This window comes from Treponema sp. UBA785, from assembly GCF_002297065.1.
In the GTDB taxonomy this organism is placed as follows: Bacteria; Spirochaetota; Spirochaetia; order Treponematales; family Treponemataceae; genus Treponema_D.
Genome location: NZ_DBJD01000033.1, coordinates 19,385 through 41,078, shown reverse-complemented (window position 1 = coordinate 41,078; position 21,694 = coordinate 19,385). Strand labels below are relative to the sequence as shown.

The following is a 21,694-nucleotide window of genomic DNA, read 5'->3' as shown; positions in this document are numbered from 1 at the left end:
TTTCCAAGTTCAAGGCGGAGCTGAGCCTTTGTGTTTCCAGAAAGAAGAGAGCCGCCTTCGTAGTTTGCTTCTGTGCTCAATTTGCTGCCATAAGTTACAGATTTTCCGTCTGCTAAAGCTGTTGTCCATTCATCGTCAGTGGTTGGATGAGTAACTGCTGTGTCCGCATCGTTAAATTCAAGAACTTCGATTTCAAAATTGTTTTCGTTTTTAGAACCACGTTCCCATTCAAATGCTGTAGTGTACCAGCCGGAGAACTTGTCCTCGCTGTTTTCCACATAGCCTGCTTTAAATGCTGTCGGAGCTTCTGGCGCAGTTCCGATTATGTTTGGAATACCAACTGCATTTTCTACTGTTTTTCCAGGAAGAACAACAAGAACGTCGCTCCAGTAGAACTTTTTATTTGAGCCTGTTTTTTCAAAAGTCACTTTGAAAAGATAAGTTCCAGGGGCAAAAGAAGCAATTGCGTAATCTACGGCATGTGCCTCGTCAATTGAAGCGTCTGTAAAAGTAACATCTTTTTCTGTCGGGGTGGCGTCTGCTCCGGCGTCCGCTCCTGTTGTAAGAAGATAGATTCCGGCTTTTGCAGTGAATCCTGCTGGAAGTTTCCAACCGTCAGTGTAAAGCTTCATTGCGATTTGTGCCTCTTTTGTAAGACCGTCTGGAGAAAGTGTAAATTTTGCCGTGTCGCCGTTGAGCATATCCATTGACGAATAGCCGATAAGAACCGCATTGTCTTTAAGAGTTGCTTCAGTCGGGGCTGCATCTCCATTAGCTACTGCGACAAGTGTAAATTCCCATACAGCGCTGTTTGCCGGAATATTTATTGTTCCGACAGTCTTTGAAGCAGTGCCTCCTGCAGCATCTGTATTTCCATTAAAATCCACTTTTTCAGGTCCAAAAGTTCCTCCAGATGTATTTGTACCGTAAAGGTAAAAATCTACTCCGTCAGAATCAAAAGAATCCGGGATAATTGTACGGCTTGCGCGGTTTGCGCTTTTAGAAGCCTGAGTTACGACTTCGTCGTAGTTTGTAACTTCAATGTTCAGAGTGTTTTTGTTTTCTGAATTTGAACTTACGTTTGCATCGGTGAGATTTGAGCACGAGGCAAAAATCATTGCGGCACTGATTGCAAAGAATGCAAAAATGCTTTTTCTGTTTTTCATAACATCCTCCTATAAAAGAACAGTTAATTTTTGTTAGTTTTAATTGTGCGCAAGGCGCACAAGCCGCCTGTTTTGCGGCAGGGGTAGTAGGGGCGGCGGAGCCGTTCGCTTGCGAATGAAACCCCGGATAACCCGGTTTTTGCCATGCAAAAAGCCGCCCGATAAACTTTGCTCCGTTTTTTGGGGGCTAGTTCATAAAGTAAATGATTACTATGCAGTCGTCTGTGTAGCTGTTTTCCTCCTTGTCTGTTACTGTAAGCGCAAGTTTATAAGTGCCGGTCTTTAAGTTTGAAGATGGCACGTACAGCGAAAAGGCCCTCGTTGTCATTGAAGAGCCGTTTGCAAGGTTACAGATTATGTTTTTTTCGATGGTTGTTTTTACGGCCGTTCCCATCTGGCCTGTCGCCGTCACTTCCTCGACTTTTGTGATTTTCCATTGATATGAGGCGCATCTTGGAGGCGCGTAAAGGCTTAGTGTTCCGTCGCAGCGCAGAAAATATTTTGGAGAAAGCATATTTTTTTCGTTAAAGCCTGGTTCTCCCGGCGCGATTCCTGAAGTTTTTTCTGAAGTTGAATCTGTGCTTGTAAAATTTGTGTTGTAATTGTCTAAAACGTCGTCAATCGAAGTTTTGCAGCTGTTTAAAGCGCCCAGCAAAAAAACTGTAATAAAGGTGAATAAAATTTTTTTGAGAAAATCAAATTGTTCAGAAAAGGCAGACTGTGTCTTTAAGACTGGAGTTTTCCGGTTCATTTTTTTTCTCCGATTTTAAAATTTGCGCCAAGTTCTGTGCTTATCATAATTTTTTGGACAGAATTCCATTGGGCCGCGACATTTAGCGAAAAATATTTCCAGTTTATTCCGAGTTTTGTTCCAAAATTGAGCGAAATGAACGGTTTTGAGGCTGCGGATTCCGCGCCAAAATTCCTGTTCCAAAGAAGGCAGACTCCGGTTCCTGCAAAAATCTCCGCGCTAAATCCAATCTCGTTGTTTACAAAAGGCATTACAAAAATTCCGAACGGCGCGCACAAATCAAGCCCTGCAAGAACTGGGGAATCCATGCTGCTGTTGTTTTTTGTGTATTTGTAAGGATAGTTTGATTTTGGAAAACCGATGTACGGGCTTACATAAATTCCTGTGTAAAAAGGCGGCAAAAGGTCGTATGTTAAAAATGCAGATGAAAATCCTGCCGACAGATTGTATGGAGAAGGCGCGGAACGCAGGTTTAAAGAAACGCACAGATATTTTTCGTGGCGGGTTTTAAAAGTGCCGTTTGTAATACCCCAGCCGCGTAAAGAGGAGCCGGTTCCGCTATTTGATTCGCCGTAATTTTCCGCGCTTCTAAACTTTTTTGGAGGCTTTTGTCCTGGAGATAAAAGCACGTCTTTTACAAAAAATTCAAAAATCGAGCCGCTTTCGTAGCCGATAAGAATCCTTGAGTTGTCCGGATTAAATTCAAAATCTGTAAGGGCCGAAAAATCGCACGAAGGAATGTAGCCGAGCCATTTTTCTTTTGACAGATCATAGAGCTCTATTTCGTCATTTTCCGTCACGATTGCAATTTTGTTTTCCTTATTGAGAGGTTTTATTCCTTTTATTTTGTGAAGAGTGTCGATTGAAAGGAGCTTTTCGCCTTCGAGGCTGTAAATGCAAAAACTTGTTTCGTTTTCTGGCGCTATTATTGAACTGTTGTCTGCCAAAAATTGAACAGGAATTTCTGTCTGCGTGTAAATTTCTGTCAATTTAAGAATTTCTGACTGGGAATTGCAGTTCCAGATTATCGCCGTTCCGTCTTTTGATGTGCTTGCAAGAAAATTTTCGTTTTTGCTAAAATTCAGACTGTAGATTTCTGAATCGTGGCCTTTTAGTTCTTTAAAAATCGCGTCTTTTGTAAAGCGCAGCTTAAAAAATAGCTTGATTGAATTGTCGTCGGATGCGACTGCCACATAGTCCGAATTTTTGCTGAAAGTGACGGCTCTAATTTCGTTTTCGTTTTTGCAGTCAAGCTTAAAATAAGGCTCTTTATTGAATTTGAGAAATCTGTCTTCGCTATTTTCTGTATTCCAGACAGAAAAATAGCCGTCCTTTGTAATTGCCAGAAGAATTTGGTGTTTTCCTTCGGCCGAAAACATTATTTTGTCGATGTTTTTAATGTTTAGAGTGTCTGAAAGTTCGTAGGTCGAGCAGCTGCGCAAAAAAACGGTATTTTCTTCTGTAAAGGCAAAAAACTCATCGTCTTTGCTATAGGCAAGGTTTGTTACTGGAAAAGGAGTCTTTACGACTTGAGAAAAAATCGGAAATGTAAAAAACAATGAAATTAACAGGAAGAAAATGTTAATTTTTGCTGAATAAAGTAACTCTCTCAAAAAAAATGCTCCCGTCATCACCCTCCGAATGTTGCTGTTTTAAAAATCGGGGGGGGGGGGGGTTTTTCTTTATAAATCCTTTTCGGCAGATTTAGTAAAAAACTTTAATATTTTTTTTGCCTGTCAAACAAACTTTATTTGTGGTATATTTTTTTTATGAAAGAAAAAATAAAAATTGCAGTTCTTGTAAGCGGAGGCGGAACAAACCTTCAGGCTTTGATTGATTACGAAAAAAACACAGAAAATTGTCCTTATCAGATTGAAATTGTAATTGCGGATACAAAAAAAGCGTATGCGCTCGAAAGGGCTCAGAACGCAGGAATAAAGACAAAAATCGTTTCTCCATTTGCTGTTTTGGGTGAGCAAAAGGCAAAAACCGTCAGCAAGGAAGAAAAACGCATTGCCGTTTCTGACGCTGCGTTAAATGCCGCAAAAGAGTCTGGTTGCGACGCCATCGTTCTTGCAGGCTGGCTTACAGTTTTGAGCGGAAAAATTATTCAGGAATATTCAGGAAAAATCGTAAACTTGCATCCGGCTCTTCTTCCAAAATTTGGCGGAGTAGGAATGTGGGGACACAACGTCCACGAAGCGGTTCTTGCCGCTGGCGAAAAAGAATCCGGCTGTACTGTGCATCTTGTAGACAGCGGTTGTGATACTGGAAAAATCCTTGTTCAGAAAAAAGTGCCTGTCATGCCTGGCGACACTCCGGAAACTCTTTACGCGCGCATTGCCCCGCAAGAGCACCAGGCAATGGTCGAAGGCGTTTGTCAGCTGGCAGAAATGCTTTCAAAATAAAAGCATGCTTGCCCTGCGAATTTTAATTTCGCTGGATATAAGTTGCTTTTGGTCTTGCAGTAATTATTACGCGGCGGTTTTGAGCCCTGCCTTCTGCTGTTTCGTTAGAAGCAACTGGCTGGGTGCCGCCGTATCCTCTGTAAGAGAAAATTGAACGGTCCAGACCGTTTTTTACGAGTTCGTCGATTATGGTCTGGGTTCGCTCAATGCTAAGTTTCATCTGTCCCTGCGGCTTGTTTACATCGGCAGTGTGCCCTTCAATCAAAATTGTATAGGCGTTGTCAGAATTCAATTTTTTGAGGCTTTCGGCAAGTTTCTTAACTTTCTGCACTTCGCCGTCCAGAAGCTTTGGACTGTCGGCAACAAATTTCAAATCATAAAGAATCTGAATTCCTCTCGCTGTGTCCTGAATTGAAGCCGCTTCTTCTTCGTTAAAAAGACGCTGTTTAATTTCGCGGAGGTCGGCATAGTATTGTTCAGTTTTTTGCGGAACAGCAATGTCTTTAACAAGATTTTTTTTGTCCAAAAGGATTACGATTTTTCCCTGCTTTAAAAGTTCAACATTTTCAGGAATACAAAGAATTTTTAAGGCGTCCCTTTTAGAAATAACAGGATCCGTGCGGAATCTTCCAAAAACTTTTCTTGCGTTTATGTAAAGCGGATCAAGTCCAATTCTCTGGGCGTAGACAGATTCGTCTTCCGTCCAGTCGTAGTGAACAAGCCCTTCTTTTTTTTCAATTTCCGGATCTTGAGTATTGCGCTCATAAATCAAGTTCATATCCTCGTCCCAAATTTTAGGGAAAAAGCACGGCATAATTTCGTCTTTTGTAAATTCACCTTGAACGTCAAGCTCGCCGCGGGCATCGATTATAATTCCTGTATAAACACGGCTTGGAATATTTTGCAACGGAGGCAGCGGTTTGTAGGCGGTTTTGTGCCGGATTAAAAGCGAAGAAATGTCGAGAGTGCTCAGGCTGCTGTCAATTTTTAAAACCGAGGCAGAATTTACAAAAATGCCCGGACTTTTTTTAGAACCGTCTACAATATTCCCAACTTGTTCGAGAGTAATTGTGTTGTCAAAAATAAGGTCTGCAAGCTGGGTCTTGTTGTCTACCAAAAGAGAAAGAAGCGGCTCTTTTACCAAATCCGGCAGTTCTGTTTTTATCCGGTTTACCGCGCTCATTTTTCCGGAAGGCATTGCAATATTGCTTTTTTCCAAGTCAAGATAAACTGAAGAACTAAAATTGTTTTTTGTCCAGTCAATTCTGCTTTTGCTTTCGAGGTCGCCGTTTTGTGCAAAAACCATGCAGGCGCTAAAAAAAAACGTGAATAAAAAAACTTTTTTCAATTTAATCTCCAAAAGACTGTCTTTTTTTGTACGGGGCCATTTTTGCTTCGCAAAAACCGGGCTATCCAGGGCTACGGCATTCGCCTCCGACCAAACGCAGGCGTTTGTTTTCGCTGCTCTCACCCTTCCTATCCCTTGTCCTCATTTTCGGCATTTTTTTATCTTATATAAAGAATTTTACCTTCAGAAAGAATATCTCCGTCTTTTAATCCGTTTATTTTCTGGAGATTTAAAACGCTTGTTCCGTATTTTTTAGAAATAGACCAAAGAGTTTCTCCCTTTTTTACAATATGCCTTGCTGAATAATTGTTTTTATTTTCCGCAAAAATTTCATTCAAGGCAATTTTTACGCTTTCTTTCATTCCATCAGGAAGCCGAAGCTGATATTTTTGGTCTGGAGGCGTGCAGTTTTGCAGAAGGGCAGGATTCAGTTTTTTTAAAATCGAAGGCTCCATCTTTAATTCGGAAGAAAGCCTGTCCAGGTTTATCTGTTTTTCTGTGGTCAAAAAGTCAAATTCTGCGTATCTTTTAGAAGATGTAATTTCTGGCAAAGACATTCCATATTTTTTTTCGTTTGTCGCAAGAATGCAGATTGCAAGAAGTTTTGGCACATATTGAACGCTTTGGTCGCGCAAAAGTCCTTTTTCCGAAATATACCAAAAATCTTTTTTTTCGCTTTTGCTCAAAATTTTCTTCATTGCGCCGGCTCCGCAGTTGTAAGCGGCAATTGCAAGCGGCCAGTCCCTAAACTGCCTGTAATTTTCTTCGAGTTTTTTTAAGGCGGCGTCTGTGCTCAGCCAAGGATCGTAACGCTCGTCAATGTATTCATTCTTTTTTAAAAGTCCAGCAATCGAGTTGTCCATAAACTGCCAGAGTCCGCGTGCTCCGCTTTTGCTTACGGCAAGAGGCTTGTATTCGCTTTCTACGACCGGAAGATATTCCAGGGCAGCAGGCAGGTTCTTTCTTTTTAGTTCCTGACGCACGTAGAGTCGGTAAAGCTCCCCGTTGTCTAAAATCTCAGAAAGCTGCCGTTTTCCAAAAGGTTTTGTGTATTGCTCAATGTATTTTTTTATCTGTTTTTTTGCATAAGGCGAATCAGGAATTTGTATTCCGCCGGCCTGCTTTTCGTCAAACGAAAATTCCTGCGGCTCTTGTGTCTTTAAAATCTCTAAAAATTCTTCTGGAGTAATTTTTTCAAGAAAATCACAGGCCTTTACAGAATTTTGGTTTTTTAAAAAGACAAAAAAAGGCAGGATTGCAAAAATGACTTTTATTCTACAGTTTTTCACCATAGTAAATTCCGGCCCATTCCCAGCGTCCGTGAATTTCCGGGTCTACAGGAAAATTCACCTTTCTAAAATACAGGTACCAGACAGGCATGTAAGGGCTCCAACCTGTTGTTCTCAAATAAGCCTCGTTTGGATTTGAAGACTCATCGAGTTTTTCGTTGTAGCGGATTCTTTGTCCGACCATAAAACCTTTCATCGAGAAATTTTCAAGCGCGTTCGCATCTGTTTCGCTTGATTTCCAGGACATTGCAAAGAAATTTACTTTTGAGCGATATTTGTCGAGAGAACGCCAGTCGTAGCGTCTTATTGCGGTTTTGACAGCTTTTTCCAAAGCGTCGAGGGATTCAAATGTCCAGTCCTTTGTCGAATTTGAAAAATCGACCATTTTTCTGGCATTTGAATAAGCGTCTGGAATTCCAGGAATCTGGATTGTCGAAGCGTCAGGCTGTTTTAAAAATAGCGAGTAGGATTTTAGCGCCTGATTGTATTCGCCTTCTTTTTCGTACTCAAGCGCAAGCCGTACATACATTTCTGTAATGCTCACAAGCGAAGGAAAACGGCTTACAAGCTGGTTAAAATACGAAATTTTATTTGTGGAATCTGTGCTGATTTGAATTAAATGCTGCAGGCAGATAAAGTGAACTGACTTTCCCTGAACAAGAAGATCCGGATAATTTTTAAGTATCCGGTTAAAGTAATATTCTGCGACAGGTTCTGCTCCGTTTTCAAGGTAGCTTGAAGCAACCATCAAAAGCCAATATGCGTTGTAAATGTCTTTCGGATTTTTTTCTACCCAGTCCGTCAAAAACAAAATCATTTCGCTTGAATTTTTTGAAGAATAAAGCGAATTCGCAATTCTATTTATTACCGCATATCTGGTTTGTGCCGAAAGATTTTTTTCATTTAGAAGAAGGTTTAACTGGACAAGATTTTCATTTTTTTTCTTAGATGAACATGAAAAATTAGAAAAAAACAAAGGCGCCGCAAGACACAAAAACACAAAAAATCTCAAGTTTATCTTCATATTTAAAGATTAACAAAGTGCTTTCTTATTGGCAAGAGGGCGAAACTTGTTGTATTCTATTAGCTAGAGTTAATATCTGAATTTGGGGCAAAAATGAAAAAACTGGCAGCGACAACATTGAATATTATTCTGGCTCTCGGCGTTGTTTGTATTTTGGCAGGAATTCTTCTGTTTCCGCGTCTTGCAAGTCATTTTAATGCTCATGTCGAAACCTGGACCGTTATTCTTACTGTTGCCGGAGCGCTTGTTTTTTATTTTTCTCTAGTAAAATACAGTTCGGCCTTAGTTTTTTTTCTTGGACTTTACGCTCTTCTTGCCGGTTTTTTGTTTATGATTATTGGTTCCGGACTTGTTCCGTTTGGAATCGAAGGTCTTTGGCCGGTTTCAATAATTCTTGCAGGCTTTAGCGTTCTTTTTACAGGAATTACAAAAGACAGGCGTATTCGTGTTTCTTACCTTTTTCCGTCTATTTTTTTAATCGGAATGGGTTTTTACTTTTTGCTTTTTTCTCTCAATTTGATTTCGATGGGTTTTAGAAAGTGGATTTCGATTTTCTGGCCTCTGTTTCCAGTTTTTCTTGGAATCTGCCTCATAATTCTGTTTTTAATTCAGCAGAATCCGGCCGCGCACTTTCCTTACGACAAAAGCGAAAGCCTTGAAAATGATTTTGAAGAGGATGCAAAGGAATGAAGCCGGTCTTTTACATAACCTTTGTTTTTTCTCTTGCATTTTTTTCCTGCGGTTCAAGTCCAAAAAATGAATTGCAGGCGGAAAATCATTTGGAAGGGCAGTACAGCGCGCAGCTCTCGGAATCAGTTTCGATAGCGCTTCCTCCAAAAAAAGAAAAAAAATTTTTTTCAGGAATTCCAGAAGAAGCGGTCAATGCTGTTGAGAACGGCTCTCCAGAATCTATAAACCTTGCATATTCGATTTTGCGGAAAAATGCAGAATTCTATACCGAAAACGAAAAAATTCTTTTAAACACAGCATATTCTTTTATGACGATTTTGTGGCAGCAGGAAAAAGTGAATTTTCAGCCGTTTGAAGGCTTGCCGCCAAATCCTTACACCGGCGCAATTGAATCTGCAAAGCGCGGAATTTACGATGAAAGCACTGGAAGTTCCGATTTTTTGACACTGGTTCTTCCTTCTTTAGTTCTCGTAACTTCCGAAACTAGAAAAGATTATTATCCGCTTGCACAAGAATCTCTTTCTTTGGCATTAAAAGAAAATCCAGAAAGCGTTGTTGCTAATTTTTTGCAGGGCTTGCTTTTGCTCAGACAGAATGATTTTGAAAACGCTTTAGTTTTTTTTGAGAAAGCTTTTGATTCTTCTCCACAAACAATAGAGACTTGCTATGCTTTGGCTGACTGCAATTTTAAGCTAAAAAATTACTCAAAATCTTACGAACTTGCAAAATCAATTCTCGAAAAAAATCAGTTTTATTCTCCGGCGCTAAAACTTTGCGCAGAAAATGCTTTTGCGCTTGGCGCCCTTGAAGAAAGCGAGCTTTATGTTGGACGGGTTTTGCAGCAGGAACCGGAAAATTCTTATTTTGTTTTGTTCAGAGCGAAAATTCTTGCGGAAAAAGGCGATTATATTCGCTCTGCTTCCTTGCTTGATGTTTATGCGCTTACAAATTCCGACAGCCGGGAATATCTTGTTTTGCGCGCAAAAGTTCAAAAAGACTGGAATAAAAATATGACGGCGGCCTGCGCGACAATCGAAAAAGCGCTTTCTCTTTATCCTGACGATACAGAAATTCTTCTTACTGCGGCAAGCCTTGCCGGGGAAACTGGTTCAAAAATAAATGGAAAAACCGCTGGCGAACTTGCAGAAAAGGTTCTTTTGACGGACAGCACGAACATCGAGGCTATGAAAATTCAGGTGAATGATTTTGTAAGCCGGAAAAAATGGAACGAAGCTTACAAAACAAGTTCTGCCCTTATAAAAATAAAAGACATTCCTGCAGAATGCATTTTTACTCACATTGATGTCTGTCTTGCGTCTGGCAAAAACAGCGAAGCGTGGGACATTATTTCTTCGCTTTACGAAAAAAATCCAAAAAACGAAGCGGTCTTGCAAAATTATATAAAAGTTCTTGTTGCTACCGACAGGCGTTCTGAGGCTTCTCAGCTTATTGAACAGAATCTTTCCGGGGCATCTTCAAAAATGAAAAGTTTCTTCTATTACGAGCGAAGCTTTTTGCAGAAAAATGAAAATGCGGTTATGGTGGATTTGCGTTCGAGCCTTACAGCAAACCCACGCAACAAGGATGCGCTTTTTCGTCTGTATCAAATTTATTTTAACAAAAAAGAATATCGAAAGGCTCAGTATTATTTAAAACAAGTAGTTGCAATTTCTCCGGCAGATGAGAGCCTTTTGCTGTTAAATGCAGAGCTTGAAACGCTTCTGTCCAAATAGACATCTTTATTCTTGCCTTGCCACAATATTATCAAAATGTTATTCTTTTAAGGCTAAAAATTTAATAAAAAAGGAAGGGAAAAAATGTCTTTTATACCTTTATTGCAGAATGGTGCTCAGGGACAGGGCAACATGCTTATGTCTGTAGTTCCGTTTATTTTAATCATTGCAATTTTCTATTTCTTCATTATTCGTCCGCAGAATAAAAAACAGAAGGAAACTGAAAAAATGATTAACGCCCTTAAAAAAGGCGACAAAGTTGTTACAATCGGTGGAATCCACGGAACTGTAAGCTCTACAAAAGAAAAAACAGTTGTTGTAAAAGTTGATTCAAATACTCAGATTGAATTTTCACGCTCTGCAATTTCTGCAGTTGTTACAGAAAAAACAGTTGAAAAAGCTTCTTCTAAAAAAGCAAAGAAAGCTGAAGAAGTAAAAGCCGAAGAGCCAGCTGTTGAAGTAAAAGCAGAAGCTTCTGCAGAAGAAAATGCAGCAGAAGAAGAAAATAAATAGTTTTCAGGGTGGAATTATTAAATGAATAAACGTAGTCGTTTTATTCTTATTTTGGTTGTACTTGCCGTTTGCGCGCTTTTTTTAAGACCGTCGGTAAAATGGTATTTTGGTACACCAGATGAGATTCAGAAAGTGGCTTTGAGTTCACTTGAAAAAATCAAGGATGAATCAGAGAAAAAAGCAAGAGAGGAAGTTGCCCTTGTAAAACAAATGGCAAACAAAGATGCAAATGCTTCTTTGGACAAATCTTACTCTTACGTTGTAAAAGCAGCAAAAAAAGCATATAAAGCTGCTAAAAAAGATGTTCCTTCGGACATGAATCTTGCAGCAGTTCTCTCCGCATTTTCAAGTTCATCGGAATTGCAGTCGGTATTTGAAGATTATTACCGCTCGCTCTATTTAAAAGCAAAACATAATTACAATTCGTCTGTAAAACTTGGTCTTGACCTTTCTGGCGGTATGAACATTATTGTAAAGGCAGACTTGGATGCGGCGCTTGCTAAGCAGAAAGAAACTTCTGAAGTTGGAAATCCAGATGCTTTTAAAGAACAGGCAATGACACAGGCTTTGGAGACACTTACATCTTCAATCGATAAATTCGGTCTTACTTCTCCGGTTATCCGTCAGCAGGGTGAAGACAGAATTTATATCGAAATTCCAGGCCAGGCAGATGGTGAAAGCGTAAATTCTATTATTCAGGGCAAAGGAAGCTTGAATTTCCGCCTTGTTGATGAAAACGCAACAAATGCATTTGCCGCTTACTATGCTTCTGTTGGACCTGACGCCTTTAAGGCAGACGGCTCTCTTGCAGACCCATCGGTAATTCCTTCAGACACTGAAGTTTTCGGCTATTATACAAAAGATTCTTATGGTCTTGACCAGAGAATTGGATACATTGCAGTTAAAAAACAGATTGCCCTCGATGGAAATCACGTAAAATCAGCTCAGGTAAGCCGCGACCAGACAACAGGACAGACAGAAGTAAACTTCTCTCTTGATTCTGCAGGAGCAACAATTTTTGCTGACTTTACAGGCGCTCACGTAGGCGAACGTCTTGCAATCGTAAACGACAACAAAGTAAAATCTGCTGCTACGATTCGCCAGGCTATTACTGGTGGAAACGTAAGTCTTTCTGGCGGTTTTAGTGTAGAAGAAGCCCAGAATATTCAGAAGGTTCTTCAGACTTCTTATCTTGAAGTTCCTTTAAAGATTGAAAGCCAGCAGGTTGTCGGCGCCTCTCTTGGAAAACAGGCAATCCATCAGGGAATGATGGCTTTGGCTCTTGGTCTTGCACTTGTGTTTATCTTTATGATTGTTTATTACATGGGTGCTGGTTTTTATGCAGTTATTGCACAGATTCTCAATATGTACATCATGTTCGCTGTGCTTTCAGCATTCAACCTTACACTTACACTTTCTTCTGTTGCCGGTATGATTCTTACAGTTGGTATGTCTGTTGACGCCAACGTAATTATTTTTGAACGCATAAAGGAAGAACTTGCGCTTGGAAAGAGCCGTGCCGCAGCAATTGCTTCCGGTTTTGACAACGCATTCTGGGCAATTATGGACTCTAACATTACTACATTTATCGCCGCCCTGTTCTTGAGCCAGCTTGGTACTGGTTCGATCCAGGGATTTGCAGTTTCTCTTGCAATTGGTGTGTGTTCATCAGTATTTACAGCACTGGTAATTTCCCGCCTTATGTTTGACTTTAACACAGATGTAATCGGACAGAAAAAAATCAGTATCGGCTGGGGAGTTAAACAGTAATGAAAAAAATAATTCATTTTAGTAAATTTTTCCCTGCAGCAGTTGTTTTGAGCGCAGTTCTTATTGTTTCTGGAATTGTAAGCCTTTGTGTTCGCGGAATGAACTGGGGCCTTGAATTTAAACCTGGCCAGAACATTCAGGTTAGTGTTGCGGCAGAAACAGATTCTGACAAAATCGCAGAACTTCTTTCTTCTAATAAAATCAACGCTTCTGTAAAGTCTGCTGGAGATGAAAATACTTATCAGGTTCGCACTGAATCTGGTGAAAGTGTAGAAAATGCAGTTAAGTCTGTTCTTGCAGAGAAATATGGCAACGAGAATGTTGTAATTGAACAGAGCCAGTCAATAAGCGCGCAGTTTTCAAAATCTTTGATTCGTGATTCTATTATTTTGGTTTTGGCGACTTTGGTTTTGATTTTTGCATACACATTGTTCCGATTTAAGTGGGATGCCGCTCTTGGCTCTGTAATTGCCGTTATTCACGACGCTTTGATTATGATTTCATTCTTTACATGGTCACAGCTTGAATTTACAACGACCTCAATTGCCGCAATTCTTACAATTATCGGTTATTCAATTAATGCAACAGTCGTAATTCTTGACCGCGTTCGTTCTGATATGAAGATTGTGGAAGCGAAAACTTTCAAAGATATTCTTAACAGCGCTCTTACTGCAACCTTGAGTCGCTCTGTAATTACGACAATAACAACACTTTTTGCTGTTCTTGCTCTCGTTGTATTTACAACTGGCGACATCAAGAATTTTGCAATTGCGCTCGTAGTTGGTCTTATTTCCGGATGCTATTCATCATTGTTCATTGCAGGTTCATTCATCGCAACAGTAAGAAAAAATTGGAAACCTGTTGCAGTTTTGCCAAAAGCAAATGTTCGTTCAGAAGAAAAAAGCGAATAGCTTTTAACTTTTAATGAATGATTAAGCCGTGGATTTTTATCTGCGGCTTTTTTTTATGCTTTTTTGCTTGTAATGAATTTTATAAAATGCGATATTTAAATTCTATGAAAATTATTCGTGCAGAAAAAATGGGTTTTTGCGCCGGTGTGCGGCATGCTGTAAAAACGGCAGACAGTGCACTTGAAGAAAATAAAAACGGACAGGTTTATTCATTTGGACCTCTTATTCACAATCCTTTGGCCCTAAAAACTTTTGAAAACCGCGGATTGAAAATTCTTGATGAAAAAAAAATCTCCTGTGTAAAAAAAGAAGATACGGTTGTAATTCGGGCGCATGGAGTTCCTCCAGAAATAAAAGAAGGGCTTGAAAAGACTGGTGCAAAAGTTTTGGATGGAACTTGTCCAATCGTGCGGGCCAACCAAAAAAAATGTGCAGATTTTGCAAAAAACGGCTGGATTATTTTTTTTACGGGAGATGCAAACCACGGAGAGGTGATTGGAATTGAGGGAGCGGCCAGACGTGGCGCGGAAGATGCCGGAAAGAAACTCGATTTTGTCCTTGTAAAATCTGTCGAAGATGCTGTTTTTGAATATAAAAAACTTTTTTCAGAAAATGTGCCGGAAAACTGTGTTTTGATAAGCCAGACGACTTTTAGTGTAAAACTGTTTGATGAAATTGCCGCTGTTTTAAAAGAAAAAATTCCTGATTTGAAAGTTTTGCGCACTATTTGTCCTGCAACTTACGACCGTCAGGACAGTTTGACGGATTTGTGCAAAAAAGTAGACGGAGTTCTTGTAATTGGCGGAAAAAACAGCGCAAATACAAATCGGCTTTACGGAAAAGCAAAGTCGCTTTGCAAACACGCTGCCCTGATTGAAAAGGCAGCTGAAATTCCTGAAGATTTTTTTTCTCTTGAAAAAGTCGGGCTTACGGCAGGAGCAAGCACTCCAGACGATGTGATTGATGAAGTTGAAAAAACTCTGTCAAATAGTTTTTAGTTTTTTTTTAGATTTTGCATCTATCATACTCAATAATGGTTCGAGTAAATTAAAAATAGTTTTGAAGATTATTCACGGTTGCGAGCTTAAAATGAAAAAAATTATCAAAATTTTTATACTTCTGTTGGCATGTTTTTTTGTTTCATGTTCTTCCTCAAATATAGAAGATACAGAACTAGAGAATATTGCTGCGGCTGAAAAAAAACAGCACTCCAAAAAAGTAAAGCCAATCAAATACAACGAAGAAGAGTATAAAAAAGCCTACAATCAGAGAAATTATTCTACTTGTCTTGGAATGATGCTGTACAAAACAAGAAAAAAGGCAGATATAAGGGACAATCTTGACCTTGCTATGCTCTATTTTATTATTGGTGAATATGCTCAGGCTTCGGTTGTTTTTGAAAAGACTGACGCGCAGATGTTTGACACGCTTACAAAAAGCATTACAAAATCAATCGGAAAAGCGATTGTCAACGAAAATTTAAAAGAATATACGGGCAATGTTTACGAGTATCTTCTTGTAAACACGATGAATTCCCTTTGTTACTATTTGCAGGGAGATTTAAACAGCGCTGTAAACCAGCTCACCAAACTTTCTGACGTAAAACTTCCTGAATACAGACGTCTTTACGGTGAAGTTTTGATAAAAAATGGCCTGGATCCTTCTGTCCGCGAAAAGCTTGATGAGGACGCAAAATCTCTGAGCGCTTATAATATTGATTCTTCAGTTTTTACAGCCGATTTGCCTAAGAAGCCAACCGAAAAAGACGTTTATAAGGAATCATCTCTTGCCAGATACTTAAGTCTAATTTTAAGACAGGCAGATGGCGATAAAAGCCAGGTTGATTCTGATTCTATTGTTTTAAAGTCGCTTGTAAAAGATTTTGATTCTGTTGATTCAGCAATTCCTTCCGGCAAAGGACGCGTTAACGTTCTTGCTCTTGCTGGTCTTATTGGAAAACAGACTGCAAAAGAAGTTTATTTTCCTTCAAAGTCTACATATTTTTATGTTCCGACTGGAAATTCTTCTTATCGCCTTCTTCCTGTTCAGTTTAAATTTGTCTATCCGTTTTATGCGGGAAAATCTACTGTAAGCAGTGTTGACGTTGTGCTGAATAATGTGGGAACCAAAAGTGCTATTATAATAGAAAATTTTAATGCAAATTTGGAAAAATCTGTTAAACTTAGAGCTAGAAAAGAATACGCTGCAAGCATGAACCGCAGTATTACGAAAAAAGTCAGTGGAATTGTGGCAGGAATTGCAAGTATAAACGCTAGTTATGAAGGCTTAAAAATGCTTTCGGGAAGAAGCATTGCTTATACTTTGGCTTCGATTGCTTTTGACGCGCTTTGTTCTTCAACGGCAGCTGGTCTTTCGGCTATTGATTTGACCGAAACTGCTGATATTCGTCAAGGAGAATTTTTCCCAGAAACTGTAAATGCCGCAGGTTTTACTGTTCCTTCTGGCTTATATAAGGGAAAGGTGGTTTATCGCTTTTCTGATGGAAGTATAGTCGAAAAACCTTTTGAAACTGAGGTAAAAGAAGGAAAACCTTCTTTGGTTGTTTCTTCTTGTATAAAATAGATTTATTATTGAGAGGTAATTTATGAAAGTAAAAGTAGTATTGGCAAATTTATTGGTTGTTTCTTCGTTGTTTTTCTTTTCTTGCGGATCTACTTCTGTGAAAAGATATGGAGCAGAAGAAAGCGTAAAAGATTTGAGCGGATATTGGAACGACAACGATGTTAATCAGGTTTGCACAGCTTTGATTGATTCGTGCATAAAGTCAAAACGCGTTGCAAATTTTAAGAGCGCAAAAGGCAGAACACCTGTTGTAATTATTGGAACTATCAAAAACAAGAGCGTTGAACATATTGACACTTCAATTCTTTCAAAAAGATTTCAGAATGTAATTATCAATGACGGAACTTTGGAATTTGTAGCGGATGCAAACCAGAGAGAAGAGTTGCGTGCAGAAAAATACGATCAGGCAGAGAATGCTTACGAAACTGCTAAATCTATCGGAAACGAAACTGCCGCAGACTTTATGCTCCAGGGCACTGTTACGACAATTGTAGATACTGACGGAAGACAGCAGGTAAGAACTTACCAGGTTGATATGCAGTTGATTGATTTGGAAACAAACAAGATTATTTGGTCTGATCAGAACAACGATATTAAGAAGTATATAAAAAAATCTGCTGTAAAATTCTAACAGTTTGCAAAATTCAATAACGTAAGAAAGTTTAAGGATTTTTATGAAAAAAAGCATTTTTGTTTTTTCCTTTATATTCTCTGTCTGCCTAGTTTTTGGCGCAAAAAAGAAAATGCCGGAATGGACAACTCTGCCGACAAGCGTTTATCCTTCGGAAACTTATATGAACGGAACTGGCTCTGGAGAAAATCGGGAAAGTGCAGAACTTGAAGCTGTAAAAAACCTTTCTTCTATTTTCGGGCAGACAGTAAAGTCGAACAGTGTCGCATCAAAAAAAATGGAACAGGCGCTTTCTGACGGAAAAGTTTCTTTTTCTTCTTCTGGAAACTTGCAGCAGAATATAACGAGCCAAATTGAAGCAGAAAATCTGATTGGAATAGAAATTGCAGAATATTTTTATAATTCGCCTGAAAAGAAGTGGTATGCAATTGCAGTTCTTGACAGAAAAAAGACAGCCGCTGTTTATTTGGATCTTATACAGAAAAACGATGCAGTTGTTAGACAGTCTGTAGCAGAGTCTGAAAAAAATCCGCATTCTTTTTACGGTTATAGTGAGATTTGTTTTGCTGCTGACATTGCTTCTGAAAACGACAGGCTGCTTAAAAATCTTACAGTAATTGATTTTGAGCAGGGAAATGCAATCAGCAAACAAATTGTTTCGCTTCAAAGTATGCAGGCTGCTCAAAAGAAGTTTGCCGAAGGAATTACGATTTATATAAGGGTTGGTGGCGACAAGGAAAATAAGATAAAATCTGCTTTTCAAAACATTTTTTCAAAGTACGGATTTAAAACATCTTCGTCTAAAAAAGAAAAATACGGGCTTGAAGGCAGTTATTCTTCCGAAATTTCAAAAAAAGGAAAAATTACATATTGCGTTTATACGTTGGACTTAGATTTTTCTGATAATTTGAAGTCGGAGTCGCTGTTTGCAATAAACTTAAAAGGAAGGGAAGGTGCTCCTTCTGAATCCGATGCAAAAAATAGAACTTATCGGGTTTTGGAGAAAAATATAGGAACAGAATTCAGCAAAAATTTTGATTCTTATATGAATAATCTTTCTTTTAGGTAACTGTTTTTTATTTAGGATTTATCCGTCTTTTTGGCGGTTTGTTAAAAAATAAAATTTGCTTTGCAAATTTTTTAGCAGGAGGTAAGATAAAAATAGCCGAAAATGGCGTCTGTTTTTATCTTTACAAGTTTGCGTTGCAAACTTTCTTATAATCTGTTGTTTCTCACTTCGTTGCGGAACAACTTAAAAAGTCAATCCTAAAACTCAAGTTTTAATCTTGACTTTTTGTGGGAGAAATAAAATGAAAAAGACTATTTTTATTCTTTCTGTTGTAGCTGCTGCTCTGTTCAGTAGCTGTGGAACTACAAAAGTTTCTGGTTCTGGAATTAAAGGCAATGCTGCTAAAGTTCAGAAGAATTACGTAACGATTCTTGACTATCAGGGAGCATCATTTGGTTCAGAAATTCCTCAGTGGGTTGTTGAAATTGGAAACGGAAATTATTCTGCAGAATATCTTTCTCCGATTATGCCAGGAATTGCCGGCAAAAAGCCATTTGTTGTAGTTTCTCGTGGCGATAACCTTGAATTTACAAAGCAGTGGGCTGACTTGGTTGATGTAGAAGTTCAGGTTGGTGATGAAATGCAGAGAATTGTTGGAAAAGCTGTTTCTGCTGCTCAGAAAGGACGTTCAAAACAGTCTGGCGATGTAAAAGATCCAACTTCTTTGGAACAAGAATTGAATATGTACAAGCAGGCTGTTTCTGCCGTTGAGCTTAACGGTCTTGAAAAAATTGCTTCATATTGGATCCAGAAAGAAGTAAAGCCATCAAAAAAAGCAAAAGAGTCAAAGGTTTATTATGAATACTATGCTGTTTGGGGCATGACAAAAAAACTTTATGATGCTCAGATTCAGAGCGCTATGAGTTCTATCGAAGACAATACTGACGAAGGAAAAGCTTTGAAAGAAGCTCTTTCTCTTAAACTTCAGAACATGATGATTACTTCAAACAGCGAAGAAGTTAATACTGAAGCTGAAGAGACTCTTGATGCTAAATAATTTACTTTAAGATTTAATTATTTAGTTTATGTGATTTGATTTTCTGATAAAAACTTTGTCTCTTTTGCAGACAAAGTTTTTATTTTTTAGAAGAAAATCCAATGAATTTGATTTTTTGTTCAGGCTGGTTATATGAAAAATTCTCAAAGAAAAGCATTCTTTTTTAGTTTAGTTCTTTTTCTCTCATCTTTTGCAGTTTATGCGGCAGATAACAAAGGCGATGATATTTTTGAAAACCAAAGGATTGAAGAAGGCGATTTTTATAAAATTGTTGTTGAGCCTTCAAAAAAAGAAATAGAAGCTGAAAATTCTAAATTTTTTGAAAGCGTAAAGCAAAAAAAACTCGATATTCTAAAAAGAATTGAAAATGAGCGCCAGAAAGTTGCTTCTTCAAAAAGCCAGATTTCTTCGGCAAAAGAAAAAGCAAAGGCAGAGCTTGAAAAAAACAAGGCGAATTTAAAAAATAAGCCTGCAAAAAACACAGCGAAGACAAAAACTGAAAATACGGCAACGGATTCTACGGGACAGTCAAAAAAAGAAGATGTTTCTGTAAGACAGACACAAAAGGCAGATTCTCAGAAAAAAAATTCCGAAAAAGAAATTTTAGAAAACCAAAACAAAACTGAAAAAAAACAGAAACTAGATTCAAAAAGAAAAACTACGGCAAATAAACCTGTTGTAAAAGAAAATGAACAGAAAAAACTGCTGGAGCGGCAGGATGAAAATAATAAAACTATGTCGATTGAAGAGTCCGAGAAAAAAATGGATTCTGTAATAGATATGCGTAAAAAGTTTATTGATTTTGGAATGGGATATAAAGGCATAAGCTACGTTTGGGGCGGAAAAACTCCACGACCGGGCTTTGACTGTTCTGGACTTGTATCCTATACGGCAAAACAGAGCCTTGGTATAGATGTAAGGGGAAACGCCCAGGATATTTACAATCAGACATCTCCTGTTTCGTTGGGAGAAGCTCTTCCTGGCGATTTAATATTTTTTAAGGGCGCTTCTGATTCAAGAATTACGCATGTTGGTATTTATTTAGGAAAAAATCCTGGAGAAAATGACTTTGGAAAACAGAATTTATTTTTAAATGCGGCAAGCGGCGGTCCAAGAACTGGTGTAATTATCAGCGGTTTGAATGAAAATTACTGGAAAAAAACATTTTACGGCTGTGGAAGAATTATTCCTGAAATTTAAGAAATAATTGTGAATGCGTTACGGATTGTAAGGGCGCCGGAGGTGTTGTTTTCTGGAATGCAATGAAAGAAAACAATGCAACCCTGAAAAGCCGGACGGCAACTTGTTGCCGGAACGCCCATAAATACAAAAAATAGCGTGTAATTGCCCCTGTTAAAATAAGTTGCTATAATTAGAATACTATCTCTGTGGTTTATTGGCTTTATTAGAGAAAAAATTACGAGGTCTTAAATGGTATCTAAAAATGTTGGTGTTATTGGTGCTGGTGCGTGGGGTTCTGGTCTTGCACAGGCAATTGCCCGTGGTGGACATAAGGTTCAGATGTGGGCGCGCGAACAGGATGTAGTTGACGGCATAAATAACAATCATGAAAATAAGCGCTATCTTCCGGGCTATCCTCTTTCTGAAAATATGACTGCTTCTTCTGATATAAAAGAAGTTGCCAGCGGAAAAGAATTTTTGATTCTTGCTTCTCCTTCGCTCTATCTTGCTTCTACTGCTAAGCAGCTGCTTGAAGTTGATGATATTAAGCAGGGAAATGTTACTATCGGCGTAATTACAAAAGGTTTTATTACTTCTGCCGAAGGACCGAAACTTGTTCTTGAAACTTTGGAAAATGTTTTGCCTCCATGTTATAAAGGTCAGCTTGTTTATATTGCCGGACCTTCTCATGCAGAGGAAGTTGCAATGGGAAAACTTACAGGTTTGATTGCTGCTTCTGAAAATGCGAAAAATTCTATTCGTTTCCGGGAACTTATGCATGTTCCTGGACTTATGGTTTATTCTTCGCTTGATGTTATTGGTGTTCAGATTTGTGCCGCCGCAAAGAACGTAATTGCGATTGTTTTTGGCGCATTGGACGCTATTGCTGAACATTCGGATCAGTTTGGCGATAATACGGAATCTTTGCTTCTTGCTGCCGGACTTAACGAAATTCAAACTCTCGGCATGGCTATGGGAGCAACACATCCAGAAACATTTACTTCGATTGCCGGTGTAGGCGATCTTGATGTAACCTGCCGCTCAAAATATGGACGTAACCGCCGTTTTGGTCAGGATATGATAAAAACAGACATGCTTGAAAAATTTAAAAATCTTGATGACCTTATTGCGCGCATTGGCGAAATCGGCTATTTGTCGGAAGGTGCTGTTGCCTGCAAATATGTGCACGAAATTGCTGCTAAGCTTGGTATTAAACTTCTGATTTGCGAAGGTCTTTATAGAATTCTCAATAAGGAAATAAAACCTGCTGACTTGATTAACGACCTTTTGACAACAGGAAAAATTGACTAAAATTTAAAAATTAGCTGATTGTTTACAGGAATAAAAAATGCTTGAAAAAATTACAAATACTTTCAGTAATATTGTCCGTACTGTGAGCGGAAAATCTACGATTACAGAAAAAAATATTGAAGACACAGTTGAACAGATAAAAATGGCTCTTCTTGAAGCCGATGTGAACCTTCGTGTTGTGCGTCGCTTTGTTAATGCTACGATTGAAGAAGCTAAAGGCGAAAAAGTTCTGCGCGCTGTAGATCCTGGACAGCAGTTTGTAAAAATTATCTATGATCGCATTGTAAAAATGCTCGGCGACCAGAAGGTTGACTTGCA

20 protein-coding genes are annotated in these 21,694 nt (G+C 38.7%); 14 read left to right on the top strand and 6 right to left on the bottom strand.

Annotation, left to right across the window (positions count from 1 at the left end; genetic code table 11):
- The 3 genes from B2X33_RS02655 to B2X33_RS02645 all read right to left on the bottom strand — a co-directional run.
- A partial coding sequence (locus B2X33_RS02655) for a hypothetical protein (protein WP_296667438.1) occupies positions 1-1,166 on the bottom strand: 1,166 nt, incomplete at its 3' end.
- Between the two features lie 187 nt (positions 1,167-1,353).
- A complete protein-coding gene (locus B2X33_RS02650; protein ID WP_296667436.1) occupies positions 1,354-1,917 on the bottom strand; it encodes a hypothetical protein in 564 nt (187 codons plus the stop codon).
- Positions 1,914-3,530 (bottom strand): WD40 repeat domain-containing protein, encoded by a 1,617-nt coding sequence (locus B2X33_RS02645; RefSeq protein ID WP_296667434.1) that lies wholly within the window; start codon positions 3,528-3,530, stop codon positions 1,914-1,916. Before B2X33_RS02645 ends, B2X33_RS02650 begins: the two co-directional genes overlap by 4 nt.
- A gap of 156 nt (positions 3,531-3,686) precedes the next feature.
- On the opposite strand from B2X33_RS02645, the gene purN reads away from it, so the two are divergent.
- On the top strand, positions 3,687-4,325 hold the full coding sequence (purN, locus tag B2X33_RS02640; protein ID WP_296667432.1) for a phosphoribosylglycinamide formyltransferase: 639 nt from the start codon (positions 3,687-3,689) through the stop codon (positions 4,323-4,325).
- A 22-nt stretch (positions 4,326-4,347) separates the two neighbouring features.
- Here the strand turns inward: purN and B2X33_RS02635 are convergent, their stop codons facing one another.
- The 3 genes from B2X33_RS02635 to B2X33_RS02625 all read right to left on the bottom strand — a co-directional run bounded on the left by B2X33_RS02635 (position 4,348) and on the right by B2X33_RS02625 (position 7,938).
- Complete coding sequence (locus tag B2X33_RS02635; RefSeq protein WP_296667430.1) at positions 4,348-5,673, bottom strand: OmpA family protein; 1,326 nt, start codon at positions 5,671-5,673, stop codon at positions 4,348-4,350.
- Between the two features lie 158 nt (positions 5,674-5,831).
- The gene (locus B2X33_RS02630; protein ID WP_296667428.1) at positions 5,832-6,965 is read right to left on the bottom strand and encodes a lytic transglycosylase domain-containing protein; all 1,134 of its coding nucleotides are present in this window, start codon (positions 6,963-6,965) and stop codon (positions 5,832-5,834) included.
- Positions 6,949-7,938 (bottom strand): tetratricopeptide repeat protein, encoded by a 990-nt coding sequence (locus B2X33_RS02625; protein WP_296020058.1) that lies wholly within the window; start codon positions 7,936-7,938, stop codon positions 6,949-6,951. Before B2X33_RS02625 ends, B2X33_RS02630 begins: the two co-directional genes overlap by 17 nt.
- A gap of 141 nt (positions 7,939-8,079) precedes the next feature.
- Between B2X33_RS02625 and B2X33_RS02620 the strand changes: the two genes are divergently transcribed.
- The 13 genes from B2X33_RS02620 to B2X33_RS02560 form a co-directional block, all read left to right on the top strand.
- Complete coding sequence (locus B2X33_RS02620) at positions 8,080-8,676, top strand: hypothetical protein (RefSeq protein ID WP_296667425.1); 597 nt, start codon at positions 8,080-8,082, stop codon at positions 8,674-8,676.
- A complete protein-coding gene (locus tag B2X33_RS02615) occupies positions 8,673-10,409 on the top strand; it encodes a tetratricopeptide repeat protein (protein ID WP_296667423.1) in 1,737 nt (578 codons plus the stop codon). The genes B2X33_RS02620 and B2X33_RS02615 overlap by 4 nt, the downstream gene beginning before the upstream one ends.
- 84 nt (positions 10,410-10,493) lie before the next feature.
- A complete protein-coding gene (gene yajC, locus B2X33_RS02610; protein WP_296667421.1) occupies positions 10,494-10,922 on the top strand; it encodes a preprotein translocase subunit YajC in 429 nt (142 codons plus the stop codon).
- A gap of 21 nt (positions 10,923-10,943) precedes the next feature.
- Positions 10,944-12,692: a protein translocase subunit SecD gene (gene secD, locus B2X33_RS02605; RefSeq protein ID WP_296667419.1), complete on the top strand. Its 1,749-nt coding sequence runs from the start codon at positions 10,944-10,946 to the stop codon at positions 12,690-12,692.
- Positions 12,692-13,603, top strand: coding sequence for a protein translocase subunit SecF (gene secF, locus B2X33_RS02600; RefSeq protein ID WP_296667418.1), 912 nt, complete (start codon positions 12,692-12,694; stop codon positions 13,601-13,603). The genes secD and secF overlap by 1 nt, the downstream gene beginning before the upstream one ends.
- Before the next feature lie 104 nt (positions 13,604-13,707).
- Positions 13,708-14,601 (top strand): 4-hydroxy-3-methylbut-2-enyl diphosphate reductase, encoded by an 894-nt coding sequence (gene ispH, locus B2X33_RS02595; RefSeq protein ID WP_296667417.1) that lies wholly within the window; start codon positions 13,708-13,710, stop codon positions 14,599-14,601.
- A 91-nt stretch (positions 14,602-14,692) separates the two neighbouring features.
- A complete protein-coding gene (locus B2X33_RS02590) occupies positions 14,693-16,186 on the top strand; it encodes an outer membrane protein assembly factor BamD (RefSeq protein WP_296667415.1) in 1,494 nt (497 codons plus the stop codon).
- Between the two features lie 22 nt (positions 16,187-16,208).
- The gene (locus B2X33_RS02585) at positions 16,209-16,817 is read left to right on the top strand and encodes a penicillin-binding protein activator LpoB (protein WP_296020041.1); all 609 of its coding nucleotides are present in this window, start codon (positions 16,209-16,211) and stop codon (positions 16,815-16,817) included.
- Positions 16,818-16,860: 43 nt separating this feature from the next.
- Positions 16,861-17,886 carry an LPP20 family lipoprotein gene (locus B2X33_RS02580; protein WP_296667413.1) on the top strand — a complete coding sequence of 342 codons (1,026 nt, stop codon included), beginning with the start codon at positions 16,861-16,863 and terminating at the stop codon, positions 17,884-17,886.
- A gap of 241 nt (positions 17,887-18,127) precedes the next feature.
- Positions 18,128-18,883: a hypothetical protein gene (locus B2X33_RS02575; RefSeq protein WP_296020031.1), complete on the top strand. Its 756-nt coding sequence runs from the start codon at positions 18,128-18,130 to the stop codon at positions 18,881-18,883.
- Between the two features lie 132 nt (positions 18,884-19,015).
- Positions 19,016-20,083: an NlpC/P60 family protein gene (locus B2X33_RS02570; protein ID WP_296667411.1), complete on the top strand. Its 1,068-nt coding sequence runs from the start codon at positions 19,016-19,018 to the stop codon at positions 20,081-20,083.
- A 231-nt stretch (positions 20,084-20,314) separates the two neighbouring features.
- Positions 20,315-21,376 (top strand): NAD(P)H-dependent glycerol-3-phosphate dehydrogenase, encoded by a 1,062-nt coding sequence (locus tag B2X33_RS02565; RefSeq protein ID WP_296020024.1) that lies wholly within the window; start codon positions 20,315-20,317, stop codon positions 21,374-21,376.
- A 37-nt stretch (positions 21,377-21,413) separates the two neighbouring features.
- A partial coding sequence (locus B2X33_RS02560) for a signal recognition particle receptor subunit alpha (RefSeq protein ID WP_296667409.1) occupies positions 21,414-21,694 on the top strand: 281 nt, incomplete at its 3' end.

Bases quoted from the DNA above. Each gene is read 5' to 3' on its own strand.
- B2X33_RS02565 (WP_296020024.1), top strand. From the start codon at position 20,315: ATGGTATCTAAAAATGTTGGTGTTATTGGTGCTGGTGCGTGGGGTTCT.
- B2X33_RS02615 (WP_296667423.1), top strand. From the start codon at position 8,673: ATGAAGCCGGTCTTTTACATAACCTTTGTTTTTTCTCTTGCATTTTTT.
- B2X33_RS02570 (WP_296667411.1), top strand. From the start codon at position 19,016: ATGAAAAATTCTCAAAGAAAAGCATTCTTTTTTAGTTTAGTTCTTTTT.
- B2X33_RS02575 (WP_296020031.1), top strand. From the start codon at position 18,128: ATGAAAAAGACTATTTTTATTCTTTCTGTTGTAGCTGCTGCTCTGTTC.
- secF (WP_296667418.1), top strand. From the start codon at position 12,692: ATGAAAAAAATAATTCATTTTAGTAAATTTTTCCCTGCAGCAGTTGTT.
- ispH (WP_296667417.1), top strand. From the start codon at position 13,708: ATGAAAATTATTCGTGCAGAAAAAATGGGTTTTTGCGCCGGTGTGCGG.
- yajC (WP_296667421.1), top strand. From the start codon at position 10,494: ATGTCTTTTATACCTTTATTGCAGAATGGTGCTCAGGGACAGGGCAAC.
- purN (WP_296667432.1), top strand. From the start codon at position 3,687: ATGAAAGAAAAAATAAAAATTGCAGTTCTTGTAAGCGGAGGCGGAACA.
- B2X33_RS02590 (WP_296667415.1), top strand. From the start codon at position 14,693: ATGAAAAAAATTATCAAAATTTTTATACTTCTGTTGGCATGTTTTTTT.
- B2X33_RS02630 (WP_296667428.1), bottom strand. From the start codon at position 6,965: ATGGTGAAAAACTGTAGAATAAAAGTCATTTTTGCAATCCTGCCTTTT.
- B2X33_RS02620 (WP_296667425.1), top strand. From the start codon at position 8,080: ATGAAAAAACTGGCAGCGACAACATTGAATATTATTCTGGCTCTCGGC.
- B2X33_RS02580 (WP_296667413.1), top strand. From the start codon at position 16,861: ATGAAAAAAAGCATTTTTGTTTTTTCCTTTATATTCTCTGTCTGCCTA.
- B2X33_RS02650 (WP_296667436.1), bottom strand. From the start codon at position 1,917: ATGAACCGGAAAACTCCAGTCTTAAAGACACAGTCTGCCTTTTCTGAA.
- B2X33_RS02585 (WP_296020041.1), top strand. From the start codon at position 16,209: ATGAAAGTAAAAGTAGTATTGGCAAATTTATTGGTTGTTTCTTCGTTG.
- secD (WP_296667419.1), top strand. From the start codon at position 10,944: ATGAATAAACGTAGTCGTTTTATTCTTATTTTGGTTGTACTTGCCGTT.